Raw genomic sequence first — 14,095 nt, 5'->3', positions numbered from 1 at the left:
AACAATAAAGCCAGTAATATTATGCGACCTTTAAATTGGAGATGGATGCGTGAGAATCCCATTTGTTGCAGGAAATTGGAAAATGCATGGCTCCAAAGCTATGATTCAAGACCACTTGGGGCAATTTACACAACAAGCTAGTGCATTAAACAATGTGAAGATAGCAGTTTGTCCGCCAAGTTTGTATATAAGTGATGTACAATCGAAACTCGCTGGCAGCTTGATAGCAGTTGGCGTTCAAAACGTATGTGAGCAAGCTGGCTATGGTGCTTTTACGGGTGAGGTTTCAGTCGATATGCTAGCTGACTTTTCGATTCCTTATGCCATCGTAGGTCATTCAGAACGTAGAGCAATTTACGGTGAGACGGATGCACAAGTTGCTGATAAAGTAGCTGCGTTACTAGCATCAAACATAACCCCCATTCTTTGTGTGGGTGAAACGTTAGATGAACGCGAGGCTGATCAAACTGAGCAGGTCGTTGCAATACAGTTAAATGCCGTTATTAAAAAGGTCGGTGCAGCCGCTTTCGCAAATATTGTAATTGCCTATGAGCCTGTATGGGCTATTGGCACAGGTAAAACAGCAACACCTGATCAAGCTCAAGCCGTTCATGCGTTTATTCGTAACCTGTTAGCTCAGCACGATCAAAAAATAGCAGAGAGCGTCATTATTCAATATGGTGGGAGCGTTAAGCCAGATAATGCAGCAACATTGTTTGCTCAGCCTGATATTGATGGTGGCTTAATTGGTGGCGCATCTCTTGATCCAATAGATTTTTTAGCAATATGTAAGGCGGCAGCGCAATCATGTTTGAAATAGTTCTTGCAGTCCACATTGTCCTTGCATTTGGATTGATCGTTTTAGTGTTGTTACAGCACGGAAAAGGCGCAGACGCCGGTGCGAACTTTGGTGGTTCATCTCAGTCTGTGTTTGGTAGTCGTGGTAGTGCTACATTCTTATCCAGAATGACAGCACTACTAGCTACATTGTTTTTTATTACCAGTTTGTCACTTGCTTACATTGCAAGTAAACAAGCGAAAGGTTATCAAAGTGTGGTAACCGAACAATCTGTTCCTGCTGACCGGCCTGCAAACCGTGGCCCAGTGGTTCCAGACTAAATCTTAAATACACGCCGATGTGGTGAAATTGGTAGACACGCTATCTTGAGGGGGTAGTGGCGCAAGCTGTGCCGGTTCGAGTCCGGCCATCGGCACCATTTTTCAGGCTTACGCCTTTCATGTAAACTAGAAGAGGTGAAAAACCTATGCTAGAAAATTATTTGCCTATTTTGGTGTTTGCCGTAATAGGGATTCTTTTTGGGATTGGCCCACTAGTGATGAGTTTTGTGTTAGCGCCGAATAAGCCAGATGCAGAAAAGAACTCGCCCTATGAGTGTGGGTTTGAAGCCTTTGAAGATTCGCGCATGAAGTTTGATGTGCGTTTTTATCTAGTTGCCATTCTATTTATAATATTCGACCTTGAAATCGCTTTCTTGTTCCCTTGGGCCGTTGTGCTTGATGACATCGGCTTATTTGGCTTGCTCTCTATGGGTGTGTTTTTAACCCTATTGGTAGTGGGCTTTATTTATGAATGGAGAAAGGGAGCCTTAGAATGGGAATAGAAGGCGTATTAAAAGAAGGTGTTGTAACAACATCAGCAGACAAACTTATTAACTGGGCTAGAACAGGATCGCTCTGGCCGATGACCTTTGGTCTTGCCTGTTGTGCGGTTGAAATGATGCATGCTGGTGCTTCACGTTATGACCTTGATCGTTTCGGCATTATTTTCCGACCCAGTCCACGTCAATCTGACGTTATGATTGTGGCTGGTACACTTGTCAATAAAATGGCACCTGCTCTAAGAAAAGTATATGACCAAATGGCCGAGCCGCGCTGGGTTATCTCAATGGGTTCTTGTGCCAATGGTGGTGGCTACTATCATTATTCTTATTCTGTTGTAAGAGGTTGTGATCGCATTGTGCCGGTTGATGTTTACGTACCAGGCTGTCCACCCACTGCAGAAGCTTTGTTGTACGGTATTTTGCAATTGCAAAAGAAAATCCGTAAGACTAATACGATTGCTCGCTAGCAATTCAAGTACTCATCTTAGGTAAGCTTATGAAACAATCTGTTCACGATTTGCAAACACGTATTGAACAAACTTTGTCGGGTCAATACGAGCAACTTAACCATGAGTTTGACGAGTTAACACTTACTGTAGCTCCAGAAAATCTTCACGAAACGATGCTGCGTTTACGTGATGAGCTTGGGTTTGAAATGTTGATGGACTTGTGTGGTGTTGACTATTTGTCCTTTGGACAAACAAATTGGGAGTCAGATCAAGCTGTCAATACAGGATTCAGTCGTGGTGTGTTTGACTTCGAGCCGATTCACGAACCTGATGGTTTAGACGCACCTAATCGTTTCTGTGTTGTATATCATTTGCTATCTATCAACCAAAACCTGCGTTTACGTGTCAAATCCTACTCGCCTAATTCCGCTCAACCTATGTTTGATTCGGTAAGTGATATATGGAATGTTGCCAATTGGTTTGAGCGTGAAGCATTTGATTTATTTGGCATTATTTTTGTAGGTCACCCAGATTTGCGTCGTATTTTGACCGATTATGGCTTTGTAGGACACCCACTGCGCAAGGACTTCCCGTTGGTTGGGCATGTTGAAATGCGTTATGACAGTGAGAAGGGCCGTGTTGTTTATGAGCCGGTTTCAATAGAAAATCGCGTTAACGTACCTCGTGTTATTCGCCATTAACGGTAAGGGACTCTATCATGCCTGAAATTAAAAACTATACCCTGAATTTTGGCCCCCAGCATCCTTCAGCTCATGGTGTACTTCGTTTGGTTCTTGAGCTGGATGGTGAAACAATTGTACGTTCTGATCCTCATATTGGTTTATTGCATCGCGGTACCGAAAAGCTTGCTGAATATAAACCTTATAATCAATCTATCGGATACATGGATCGCCTAGATTATGTCTCTATGATGGCGAATGAACATGGTTATGTCCTTGCAATTGAGAAGTTGTTGGGCGTGGAGGTGCCGGAGCGCGCACAGTATATTCGTGTTATGTTTGATGAGATTACCCGCATTCTGAATCATTTGATGTGGTTAGGTGCTCACGCCCTCGATATCGGTGCAATGACTGTCTTTTTATATGCCTTCCGTGAGCGCGAAGATTTGATGGATTGCTATGAAGCCGTTTCTGGCGCCCGTATGCATGCGACTTATTATCGCCCAGGTGGTGTATATCGCGATTTACCAGAGACGATGGCCAAATATTCTGAATCACCTTGGCACAAAGGCAAGGATTTAGCTAAGCTTAATGAAACGCGCGAAGGTAGTTTACTGGATTTTATTGAAGCCTTTACTGAACGTTTTCCGGGCTATGTTGATGAGTACGAGACATTATTAACAGATAACCGTATTTGGAAGCAGCGTACAGTAGATATTGGTATTGTTTCACCAGAGCGAGCTTTGCAGCTAGGTTTTTCTGGTCCGATGTTAAGAGGCTCGGGCATTGCTTGGGATTTGCGTAAAAAACAACCCTACGAAGTATATGACCGATTAGATTTTGATATTCCAGTGGGTAAAACGGGTGATAGCTATGACCGTTACCTGGTGCGCGTTGCTGAAATGCGCGAATCAAACAAAATTATCAAACAATGTGTGCAATGGCTTAAAGCTAATCCAGGTCCAGTTATTGCCGACAATCATAAAGTTACACCTCCCTCACGCGTTGACGCTAAATCCAATATGGAAGCCTTAATTCATCACTTTAAGCTGTTCACGGAAGGTTTTATTACCCCTCCTGGCGAAGTTTATAGTGCTGTAGAGCATCCTAAGGGTGAGTTTGGCGTTTATTTGGTATCTGATGGTGCAAATAAACCCTATCGCTTAAAAATTCGTGCACCGGGCTTCCCGCATCTTGCGGCACTCGATGAGATGGCGAAAGGCCACATGATTGCCGATGTTGTAACTATCATTGGTACCCAAGACATTGTATTTGGAGAGATTGATCGATGAGCCAAACTCAAGCAGTAGCAGATAATGTGATTCAAGGTGAAGTTAAGACGCGTATTGACCGTTGGCTAGCCCGTTATCCAAATGATCAGAAACAGTCCGCAGTGATTGCAGCTTTGCGCATTGTGCAAGAAACGCAGGGTGGACATCTTACTAAGGATTTAATGGATCAAGTAGCTGACTATCTTGAGATGACACCTATCTCAGTTTATGAAGTCGCTACATTTTATTCGAACTTTGAGCATAAGCCAGTAGGGCGTCACAAAATTTGTTTGTGTACTAACATCTCTTGTATGCTTCGTGGCTCGGATGAGTTACTCGGTTATTTAGAGAAGAAATTAAATGTGAAGGTTGGTGAGGTTACGCCAGACGGTAAATTCTCGATAAAAAAAGTAGAATGCTTAGGCGCTTGTGGTGGCGCGCCAATGATGCAAATCGGCAAAGTATTTTACGAGGATTTAACTGAATCGCGTGTTGACGAAATCCTGGACAATTTGGAGTAAGTGATGAGTATCGAGCTAAACCAATGTTGTTACAGAAATAATCATTTAGAGCGTTCTTGGGATATTGATGTATACATCTCTCAAGGCGGCTATGAAGTTTGGAAGCGTGTGCTTGCTGGCGAGCTAACGCCTCAAGAAATTATTGATGAAGTGAAGACGTCTAATTTGCGCGGCCGCGGTGGTGCGGGTTTTCCTACCGGATTAAAATGGAGTTTCATGAACCGTCACGCACCTGGTCCTAAGTATTTGTTGTGTAACTCCGACGAAAGTGAGCCGGGTACCTTTAAAGACCGTGACATTATGCGCTATAACCCGCATCAGTTAATCGAAGGTATGATGATTGCTGGCTATGTTATTGGTGCGCATGCAGGTTATAACTATATCCGTGGCGAATTCTGGGAGCCTTATAAACGTTTTACTGGTGCAGTAGAGCAAGCACGTGAAGCAGGCCTGCTTGGCGAAAATATTCTAGGTTCAGGTCACAGTTTTGATCTTCATGCACATTTAGGTGCAGGTGCCTATATTTGCGGTGAAGAAACAGCCTTAATTGAATCTATCGAAGGTAAAAAAGGTCAGCCTCGTTTTAAGCCTCCCTTCCCAGCAAGTTATGGTTTGTATGGCAAGCCCACCACAATAAACAATACTGAAACCCTTGCATCCATTCCAATGATTTTGGCGAAAGGCGGCGAATGGTTCCGTGACATTGGTGTGGCCAATGCGGGTGGTACTAAATTGTTTTCAATGTCTGGTCATATTAACAAACCGGGTAACTATGAAATTCCGATGGGTACGCCGTTTAAAGACTTATTAGCTGAAGCTGGTGGGATGTGGAAAGGTCGCCAACTGAAAGCGGTTATTCCAGGGGGTTCATCTACGGCGGTGTTACCAGCTGAAAATGCTTTAGCGATGACAATGGATTATGACTCTATAGCCAAGGCCGGCTCGTTTCTCGGTGCCGGTTCGGTCATTATTATGGATGATCAAACTGATATGGTTAAAGCACTCGAGCGTTTAACCTGGTTCTACTATGATGAATCTTGTGGTCAATGTACACCCTGTCGTGAGGGTACAGGTTGGATGTATCGCATGGTTCATCGTATTGTTCAGGGCAAAGGTCGTCCAGAAGATATTGAGACACTAAAAGATGTATCTGGCAAGATTATGGGGCGGGTTATTTGTGGTTTGGGTGATGCAGCAGCCATTCCTGTGGCGAGCTTTTTGAAGCATTATGAACATGAATTCCGTCATTATATAGATCACGGCTGCAGTATTTACGACCGCGCGTAATTAGGGTCAGACTCATAAATAGGTTAAAACTATGATTAAAATTGAAATCAACGGTCAAATTGTCAATGCGCGCGAAGGTGATATGCTCATCGATGTGGCAGATGGCGCGAAAATTTCGATTCCCCGTTTTTGTTATCATAAAAAACTGTCTATCGCAGCAAACTGTCGGATGTGCTTGGTTGAAGTTGAAGGCGCACCTAAAGCAGTGCCAGCTTGTGCTACACCGGTTACCGATGGTATGAAGGTCAATACCAAATCACCTAAAGCCGTTGCGGCTCAAAAAGCGGTGATGGAGTTTTTGTTGATCAATCATCCACTAGACTGCCCTATTTGTGATCAGGGTGGTGAGTGTGAGTTGCAAGACGTGGCAATGGATTATGGCGATGATGTATCACGTTATTCTGAAGGAAAGCGTATTGTAGGGGATCGTAACGTTGGTTCATTAATTCAAACTGATATGACACGGTGCATTCACTGTACCCGTTGTGTACGCTTTGGACAGGAAATTGCAGGCCTTAAAGAGTTGGGTGCGACGGGTCGTTCCGAGTGGATGGAGATTGGTACCTATATTGAAAAGTCCATTTCATCTGAACTCTCTGGCAACATGATCGATCTTTGCCCTGTTGGTGCTCTAACCTCTAAACCTTACCGCTATAAAGCACGTTCCTGGGAAATGAAATCCTCTGCGTCTATTGCTCCTCATGACTCCATCGGCTCAAATATTTATGTTCATACGCGCAATGGTGAAGTGATGCGTGTGGTACCTAAAGAAAATGAAGCGGTTAATGAAACCTGGATTTCGGATCGTGATCGTTTTTCTTATGAAGCTTTGGCTCATCAAGACCGTTTACCTCAGCCTATGGTTAAAGAGCAGGGTGAATGGCAGGCACTAGAATGGGAAGGCGCACTTGAAAAGGCTGAACAAATCTTATCTAAGTATAAAAACCAGTCGGCTGAAGTTGTGGTCATGGTTTCGCCCAATGCAACGCTAGAAGAGCTTTATTTAACGCGAAAATTATTTACTCACTTGGGTATGACTCAGATTGAGTATCGTTTAAATCAGCAAGATTTTCGTGCTGATAAAGCTGGGCTTAATCAGGGGTTGGGTAGAACTTTTGCCAGTATCGAACAGCTTGATGCGGCGTTATTAGTGGGGTGTTACCTTCGTAAAGAGTTACCCTTATTAAACAATCGTTTAAGAAAAGCACAGTTGGCGGGGGCAAAGATCAGCAGTTTGGCTACTGATGCACTCGATCAAAATATCTTGGTTAAGCCAGATATGGTTAACCAATCACTTTTCAATGGGTTAGCAGGCCTGGTTAAAGTCGCTTGTGAGCTTAAAGGTCAAGCTGTACCAAGTGAAATAGCTGATGTCGCTGTTACCGCTGATGCCAAACAAACAGTTGAACAATTAATCGCGGCTAAAGATGGGTTAGTGATCCTAGGTCAGATGGCTCAGTCTGATAAAGATTATGCTATTTTGTTAAAGCTCGCTAGTTTGCTAGCGCAATTAACCGAAACGAAAGTAGCTGATTTAGCCATGTTTGCTAATACACAAGGTGCGCATCAAATCCTCGGTGATTTGCAAATGGCACAGGCTTATAGTTTAGCGCAGCGTTTAGCGAACAAAAAGTTGGTTATTACTTTAGGTGTTGAGCCTGAAGCAGATGCCATTGATGCTAACGCAGCTTTGGCTTTACTAAAAAACGCTGAAGATTGGATTCATATTAATGCCTTTAGCAGTCAAGTGGCGAACGAGCATGCTTCTCTGCAATTGCCTATGGCTATTTTTGCTGAAAACTGTGGCAGCTATATTAACCTACAGGGTGATTTACAGAGTTTCAAAATTGTTGCCAATGCGTCAGGTGAAGCAAAACCGCTCTGGAAAATACTTCGCGTGTTAGGAAATCTATGTCATGTTGATGGTTTTGATTACGTTTCAAGCCAAGAAGTATTAGATGAGTTAACCAGTCAACTTCGTCCACTCGCTATTGTGGACTATAACCAACTGACACTGGTTAAACCTGAAAATACTATGAACTTAACCCAAGCCTATATGGGTTGTTATGCGATTGATAGCTTGGTGCGTCGTGCTCCGGCGTTGCAAGCAACACCGGATGCGCAAGCAGCGGTTCGTACAATCTAATTAAAGGACACCTACATGTTTAATGCGCTTCAAAATTGGCTAAGTCTTTTTTTGTATGATTGGCTGGCCATCTTAATTACACTTGTTATTCAAGTGATGGTGGTCATTGTGCCCATTATGATTGCAGTTGCATTTCTTACCCTTGCTGAACGTAAGGTTATTGGGTTTATGCAAGTCCGAATGGGACCCAATCGTGTAGGCCCCTATGGTATTTTGCAACCCTTTGCTGACGCGTTGAAGCTCATCATGAAAGAGTTTATCCGTCCGCATCAATCTAACCTGTATCTATTTATAATAGCACCGGTATTAGCTTTAGCACCGGTTGTAGCCGCTTGGGCCGTTATTCCGTTTGATGAAGGTGTCGTAGTTTCGGATATCAACGTTGGTGTCATGTATGTACTAGCTGTAAGCTCGATTGTCGTTTATGGTGTCATTATTGCAGGGTGGGCCTCTAACTCTAAGTATGCCTTTTTGGGTGCTTTGCGTGCTTCAGCACAAAAGGTATCTTATGAAATTGCCATGGGCTTCGCACTTGTTACGGTTCTCATGGTAGCTGGCACCATGAATCTAACCGAAATCGTGCATGGCCAGCAGGGTGGTTTTTGGAACTGGTATTGGATTCCATTGTTGCCAATGTTGGCGGTGTATTTTATTTCTGGTCTAGCCGAAACTAACCGCACGCCATTCGATGTCGTAGAAGGTGAAGCTGAAATTGTGGCGGGCTTCCATGTTGAATATTCTTCCATGGGCTTTGGCGTATTCATGTTGGCTGAGTACGCCATGATGGTGTTGATCTCGTTTATGACTGCTATTATGTTTTTAGGGGGGTGGTATTCACCTTTCGAAGGTATTTGGTTGTTAGACCCGCTTACTGCTTGGATTCCAGGTTTTGTATGGTTGTTCCTTAAAGTTGCCTTCTTGTTATTCTGTTTCTTGTGGTTCCGCGCAACCTTCCCACGTTATCGTTATGATCAACTGATGCGTTTGGGTTGGAAGGTCCTTATTCCATTAACGATTGTCTGGGTATTTGTAGTGGCTATCATGCACTATTTCAGCATCGGTCCATGGTTCAATTAATTGGGGGTTACCATGATTGCATTCCTAAAACATCAAGTTAAAACCTTCGGGTTAACGGAACTATTTAAAGGCTTAGCCTTGACTGGTAAGTATTTCTTTAAAAAGAAGATAACGGTTCGCTACCCAGAAGAAAAAACCCCACTGTCACCGCGTTTCCGTGGTCACCATGCTTTGCGCCGTTATGCGAATGGTGAAGAGCGCTGCATTGCTTGTAAGTTGTGTGAGGCGGTTTGCCCTGCGAACGCGATTACCATTGAAGCTGAACAGCGGGACGATGGTACACGTAGAACGACACGTTATGATATTGATATGTTCAAATGTATCTACTGTGGGTTTTGTGAAGAAGCCTGTCCAGTGGATGCAATTGTTGAAACACGTGTTTTTGAATACGATTTTCAAGAGCGCGGCGAAAATGTGATGACCAAAGACAAGCTACTCGCTTTTGGTGATAAATACGAAGCACAGATTGCAGCAGATCGCCAAGCTGATGCGAAGTACCGTTAAGCAGGCCTGGTGAGGAATAGGAAACCTATAATATGACATTTGAACAGTTGATTTTTTATGTACTAGCCGGTATCGCCGTGTTAGCGTCGATTATGATGATTTCAGTCAATAACCCGGTTAAGGCGGCGTTATGGCTGGTGCTCGCATTTATTGCGACGGCAGGGGTGTGGATTATGATGCAGGCTGAGTTCCTCGGTATTGTACTTATCCTAGTCTATGCGGGCGCGGTTATGGTGTTATTCCTCTTCGTCGTAATGATGCTAGATATCAACCTGGTTCAGCTTAAAGAAGGTTTTACCCGTTATCTGCCCATTGGTGTTTTAGCTGCGGTGGCGATTTTTGCGATGATGTATATGGTGCTTGGACCTCATCAGTTCGGTTTAGACAAAACAGGTGAACCTGTTCGCTTCGCGGCTGATTACAGCAATACTGAAGCCCTCGGTTTACAACTTTATACCGTTCATGCCTATGCGTTTATTCTAGCGGCGGTGCTCCTGTTAGTGGGTATTGTAGCGGCGATTGCATTAACTATTCGTCGTCGTCCACCGCATGAAGTGAAATATCAGAATATTGATAAACAAGTTCGTGTTAACCCAAAAGAGCGTTTTGAAATGGTGAAGATGAGCGCTGTCAAAGAAAAACCTGTTACACAAAAACAAGAAGGGGATGAATAAAGATGGTCGCATTGTCCGATTATTTGGTGTTTAGTGCCATTTTATTTACGCTAAGTCTAGCAGGTATTTTCTTAAACCGGAAAAACGTCATCATTTTGTTGATGGCCATCGAGTTAATGTTGCTCGCCGTCAATACTAACTTGATTGCCTTCTCTTATTTCTTGAATGATATTTCAGGTCAAATATTTGTATTTTTTATCCTAACAGTCGCGGCTGCTGAAGCGGCAATTGGTCTGGCCATTATCGTCTTAGTGTTTCGTAATCGAAACAGTATCAATGTCGATGATCTAGGTTCATTGAAGGGGTAAGGAATGGAACAACATTTACATTTAATTTTAACGATTATCCTACTAGCGCCTTTGTTTGGTGCTGCAGTAGCAGGCCTGCTTGGTCGCCAAGTGGGTCGAGTAGGGGCGCAAAGTGTAACCATTGGCTCTGTTGCTGTGTCGACAGTACTGTCTGCTTATGTATTCTATTTGTACCTATTCCAAGGTGCTGACCCCTACAATGCGTCACTTTATACTTGGATGGTTAGTGATGGTATTCGCTTCGAGATTGGTTTCTTAATCGATAAGCTTAGTGCAACGATGATGTTGGTGGTCACCTTCGTGTCTTTAATGGTGCACATCTACACTATTGGCTATATGGATCATGATGAGGATTATGATCACGATAATCCTTATTACCAGCGCTTCTTTAGTTATTTATCTTTATTTACCTTTTCAATGTTGTCATTGGTCATGGCTAACAACTTCTTGCAGTTATTCTTTGGCTGGGAAGCAGTAGGCTTAGTGTCGTATCTATTGATTGGCTTCTATATGAAGCGTGAATCAGCGATTGTGGCTAACTTGAAAGCCTTCTTAGTTAACCGGGTGGGTGATTTTGGTTTCATTCTTGGCATTGCGATGGTATTTGTTTATTTCAATACAATGGACTACCAAGAGTTCTTTGATCGTTTAGCTGAGCATGAACACACCATGGTCCAGTTCATCCCAGGTGTTGAGTGGTCTGTTATTACTGTGATGGTCATTCTGCTGTTTATTGGAGCGATGGGTAAATCTGCGCAGATGCCATTGCACGTATGGCTACCCGAATCAATGGAAGGCCCTACACCCATTTCAGCTTTGATTCATGCGGCCACCATGGTTACTGCCGGTATCTTCATGGTCGCTCGTTTATCGCCAGCTTATGAAATGTCAGAAGCAGCGTTGCAATTTATTTTGATTGTCGGTGCGTTAACCGCCTTTATGATGGGCTTGCTAGGTATCATTCAAAACGACATTAAGCGTGTCGTTGCCTATTCAACCCTGTCACAACTTGGCTATATGACGGCTGCTTTGGGTGCATCGGCCTATGCGGCATCTATGTTCCATGTACTGACTCATGCCTTCTTTAAAGCCTTGTTGTTCCTAGCCGCCGGCTCGGTCATTATTGCGATGCATCACATTCAAGATATTCGTCAAATGGGCGGCTTGCGTAAACACATGCCTATTACCTATGTGGCATTGCTAATTGGTTCGCTAGCCTTGATTGGCTTCCCAGGTTTTGCTGGATTCTTTTCAAAAGACTCCATCCTACTAGCAGTGGGTGAGAGTAATCTGGCGGGTTCTAGTTTTGCTTATGCGTTACTGTTAATGGGTGTGTTCGTTACGGCCTTCTACAGCTTTAGAATGTTCTTCCTTGTCTTCCACGGCCAAGAAAGTGACTATGTACGCACGCATAAAATTCATGAATCGCCTAAGGTGGTGACGATTCCATTAATCATGTTAGCGATTCCGTCGGTATTACTCGGTTTGTTGATGGTTGAGTCGGTCCTAAATGGTAGCTATTTCTCAGACTCTATTTTTGTTCTGGCTCAAAACGATGTGTTAGCACGCGTACATGACCAGTACTTTGATTCTGTGGTGGGCTTTATCCTTCATGGCTTTATGTCAGTACCCGTTTGGTTGGCGTTTGCGGGTGTGGCTCTAGCTTGGTTCTTCTATCTGAAGCGTCCTGATATACCAGCAAAAATTGCTGCGAGCCTGCCACGTGCTAAAAGTGTGCTTGAAAATGCATACGGGTTTGATCGCTTTAATGATGTTGTATTTACTAAAGGTTCGATTAAGCTTGGCCAGTTCTGCTGGAAGTCAATCGATACTAAGGTTATCGACTCGGGCATGGTTAATGGTACGGTTAAGCAAATTGCCAACCTAGCCAGCATGTCCCGTGAATCTCAAACCGGTTATATGTATCACTATGCTTTTGTGATGATCTTCGGCCTATTAGGTCTATTGATCTGGGCACTTTGGTAAGAATAAGAATAAGAAAAGGAAAACGTATTCATGTCTTTAGGCTACCCAATTCTTAGCACGCTGATTTGGCTTCCGATCATAGCGGGACTTATAGTCCTGTTTGCAGGACGGAATAGTCCAAACTTTGCCAAGTGGTTTTCACTTGCTGCAGCTGTGCTCACTTTTATCTTATCCTTGCCGCTTTATTTTGCGTTCGACATGACTACTGCAGAGATGCAGTTTGTTGAGCGCATGGATTGGATTCCGCAATACAACATACAATACTTTTTGGGTGTGGATGGTTTGTCAATGCCCTTGGTCTTGTTAACCACTTTTACCCAGATTCTTGTTATTGCCTCTGCTTGGACGGTTATTAAGGATCGCGTAGAGCAATACATGGGTGCGTTTATGATTATGCAAGGCATCATGATTGGTGTCTTTACTGCACTTGATTCAATTTTGTTTTATGTGTTCTGGGAAGCGCTATTAATTCCGATGTTTATTGTTATCGGTAAGTGGGGCGGGCCACGTCGTGTATATGCGACTATGAAGTTCTTTCTCTATACCTTCTTGGGTTCAGTCTTCATGTTCATTGCGTTTCTCTACATGTACTTCCAAATCGGTAGCTTCTCGATTCTTGATTTCCATGCGATGCCATTGGGTATCACCGCGCAAATCTTGATCTTCTTGGCATTTTTGGTTGCTTTTGCAGTTAAGATTCCAATGTTCCCAGTGCATACCTGGTTACCAGATGCGCACGTGGAGGCTCCAACAGCGGGTTCAGTAGTGCTAGCTGCAATTATGCTCAAAATGGGTGGGTACGGCTTTGTTCGCTTCAGTCTACCTATTACGCCGGATGCGTCAGCGACATTAGATTGGTTAATTATCTTATTGTCCTTGATAGCAATTGTGTACATCGGCTTTATTGCGCTTATTCAAAGTGACATGAAAAAGCTTGTGGCTTATTCATCGATTGCGCACATGGGCTTTGTCACCCTGGGTATGTTCTTAGTTTATTCAATTGTTGCCAAAACCGGCGATACTCAAGGGGCAGCCTTGGGTATGGAAGGGGCCATGGTACAAATGATTTCGCATGGTTTCATCTCTGGCGCGATGTTTTTGGCAATTGGCGTTCTATACGATCGACTGCATACGCGAGATATCAGTGCCTATGGTGGGGTAGTCAATACCATGCCATGGTTCGGATTCTTTGCAGTACTCTTTGCAATGGCCAATGCCGGTTTGCCGGGTACATCTGGTTTCGTAGGTGAGTTTATGGTTATTCTAAGTGCCTTCAAAGCGAATGTTTGGTATGGCATTTTGGCGGCAACGACTTTGATTGTGGGCGCAGCCTATACACTCTGGATGATTAAGCGCGTTGTGTTCGGTAAGGTAGCCAATGACAATGTTGCGCAGTTGCAGGACCTTAACCGTCGCGAGTTTGCCATTATGGCGATCCTGGCTTTTGTTATTGTGTTGTTGGGTGTGTGGCCGAACCCATTGCTCGAAGTCATGCATGCCTCAGTGGATAATCTACTGATCCAAGCAACCACTAGTAAGCTTTAATTAAACAGAACACTAAGATTAGGTA

Annotated in this window: 15 protein-coding genes and 1 tRNA gene; all 16 read left to right on the top strand. The window is 43.7% G+C overall.

Features of this window, described 5'->3' with window-relative positions:
• The first annotated feature begins 49 nt into the window (after window positions 1-49).
• Window positions 50-820, top strand: a complete 771-nt coding sequence (gene tpiA, locus THIAE_RS06240; RefSeq protein ID WP_025299348.1) for a triose-phosphate isomerase — start codon at window positions 50-52, stop codon at window positions 818-820.
• Entirely contained in the window at window positions 808-1,119 is a 312-nt protein-coding gene (gene secG, locus THIAE_RS06235; RefSeq protein ID WP_006459427.1) for a preprotein translocase subunit SecG, read from the top strand. Before tpiA ends, secG begins: the two co-directional genes overlap by 13 nt.
• A gap of 13 nt (window positions 1,120-1,132) precedes the next feature.
• A tRNA-Leu gene (locus THIAE_RS06230) sits at window positions 1,133-1,217 on the top strand.
• Between the two features lie 48 nt (window positions 1,218-1,265).
• Complete coding sequence (locus THIAE_RS06225) at window positions 1,266-1,622, top strand: NADH-quinone oxidoreductase subunit A (protein ID WP_006459426.1); 357 nt, start codon at window positions 1,266-1,268, stop codon at window positions 1,620-1,622.
• Entirely contained in the window at window positions 1,613-2,089 is a 477-nt protein-coding gene (locus THIAE_RS06220) for a NuoB/complex I 20 kDa subunit family protein (protein WP_006459425.1), read from the top strand. Before THIAE_RS06225 ends, THIAE_RS06220 begins: the two co-directional genes overlap by 10 nt.
• Before the next feature lie 29 nt (window positions 2,090-2,118).
• Window positions 2,119-2,772, top strand: a complete 654-nt coding sequence (locus tag THIAE_RS06215) for an NADH-quinone oxidoreductase subunit C (RefSeq protein ID WP_006459424.1) — start codon at window positions 2,119-2,121, stop codon at window positions 2,770-2,772.
• Between the two features lie 17 nt (window positions 2,773-2,789).
• Window positions 2,790-4,043 (top strand): NADH-quinone oxidoreductase subunit D, encoded by a 1,254-nt coding sequence (locus THIAE_RS06210; protein WP_006459423.1) that lies wholly within the window; start codon window positions 2,790-2,792, stop codon window positions 4,041-4,043.
• Entirely contained in the window at window positions 4,040-4,543 is a 504-nt protein-coding gene (locus THIAE_RS06205) for an NADH-quinone oxidoreductase subunit NuoE family protein (protein WP_006459422.1), read from the top strand. Before THIAE_RS06210 ends, THIAE_RS06205 begins: the two co-directional genes overlap by 4 nt.
• A gap of 3 nt (window positions 4,544-4,546) precedes the next feature.
• On the top strand, window positions 4,547-5,830 hold the full coding sequence (gene nuoF, locus THIAE_RS06200) for an NADH-quinone oxidoreductase subunit NuoF (RefSeq protein ID WP_006459421.1): 1,284 nt from the start codon (window positions 4,547-4,549) through the stop codon (window positions 5,828-5,830).
• Window positions 5,831-5,861: 31 nt separating this feature from the next.
• Window positions 5,862-7,976, top strand: a complete 2,115-nt coding sequence (nuoG, locus tag THIAE_RS06195) for an NADH-quinone oxidoreductase subunit NuoG (protein ID WP_006459420.1) — start codon at window positions 5,862-5,864, stop codon at window positions 7,974-7,976.
• A 15-nt stretch (window positions 7,977-7,991) separates the two neighbouring features.
• On the top strand, window positions 7,992-9,053 hold the full coding sequence (gene nuoH, locus THIAE_RS06190; protein WP_006459419.1) for an NADH-quinone oxidoreductase subunit NuoH: 1,062 nt from the start codon (window positions 7,992-7,994) through the stop codon (window positions 9,051-9,053).
• Window positions 9,054-9,065: 12 nt separating this feature from the next.
• Complete coding sequence (gene nuoI, locus THIAE_RS06185) at window positions 9,066-9,557, top strand: NADH-quinone oxidoreductase subunit NuoI (protein ID WP_006459418.1); 492 nt, start codon at window positions 9,066-9,068, stop codon at window positions 9,555-9,557.
• 32 nt (window positions 9,558-9,589) lie between these two features.
• Window positions 9,590-10,231, top strand: coding sequence for an NADH-quinone oxidoreductase subunit J (locus tag THIAE_RS06180; protein WP_006459417.1), 642 nt, complete (start codon window positions 9,590-9,592; stop codon window positions 10,229-10,231).
• A gap of 2 nt (window positions 10,232-10,233) precedes the next feature.
• On the top strand, window positions 10,234-10,539 hold the full coding sequence (gene nuoK / locus THIAE_RS06175) for an NADH-quinone oxidoreductase subunit NuoK (RefSeq protein WP_006459416.1): 306 nt from the start codon (window positions 10,234-10,236) through the stop codon (window positions 10,537-10,539).
• A gap of 3 nt (window positions 10,540-10,542) precedes the next feature.
• A complete protein-coding gene (gene nuoL / locus THIAE_RS06170) occupies window positions 10,543-12,525 on the top strand; it encodes an NADH-quinone oxidoreductase subunit L (protein ID WP_006459415.1) in 1,983 nt (660 codons plus the stop codon).
• Between the two features lie 30 nt (window positions 12,526-12,555).
• Window positions 12,556-14,070, top strand: a complete 1,515-nt coding sequence (locus THIAE_RS06165; protein ID WP_006459414.1) for an NADH-quinone oxidoreductase subunit M — start codon at window positions 12,556-12,558, stop codon at window positions 14,068-14,070.
• Window positions 14,071-14,095 lie beyond the last annotated feature (25 nt).

Origin of the sequence: Thiomicrospira aerophila AL3, assembly GCF_000227665.2 — a bacterium.
Lineage (GTDB): Bacteria > Pseudomonadota > Gammaproteobacteria > Thiomicrospirales > Thiomicrospiraceae > Thiomicrospira > Thiomicrospira aerophila.
This window is presented reverse-complemented; position numbering and strand designations above follow the sequence as displayed.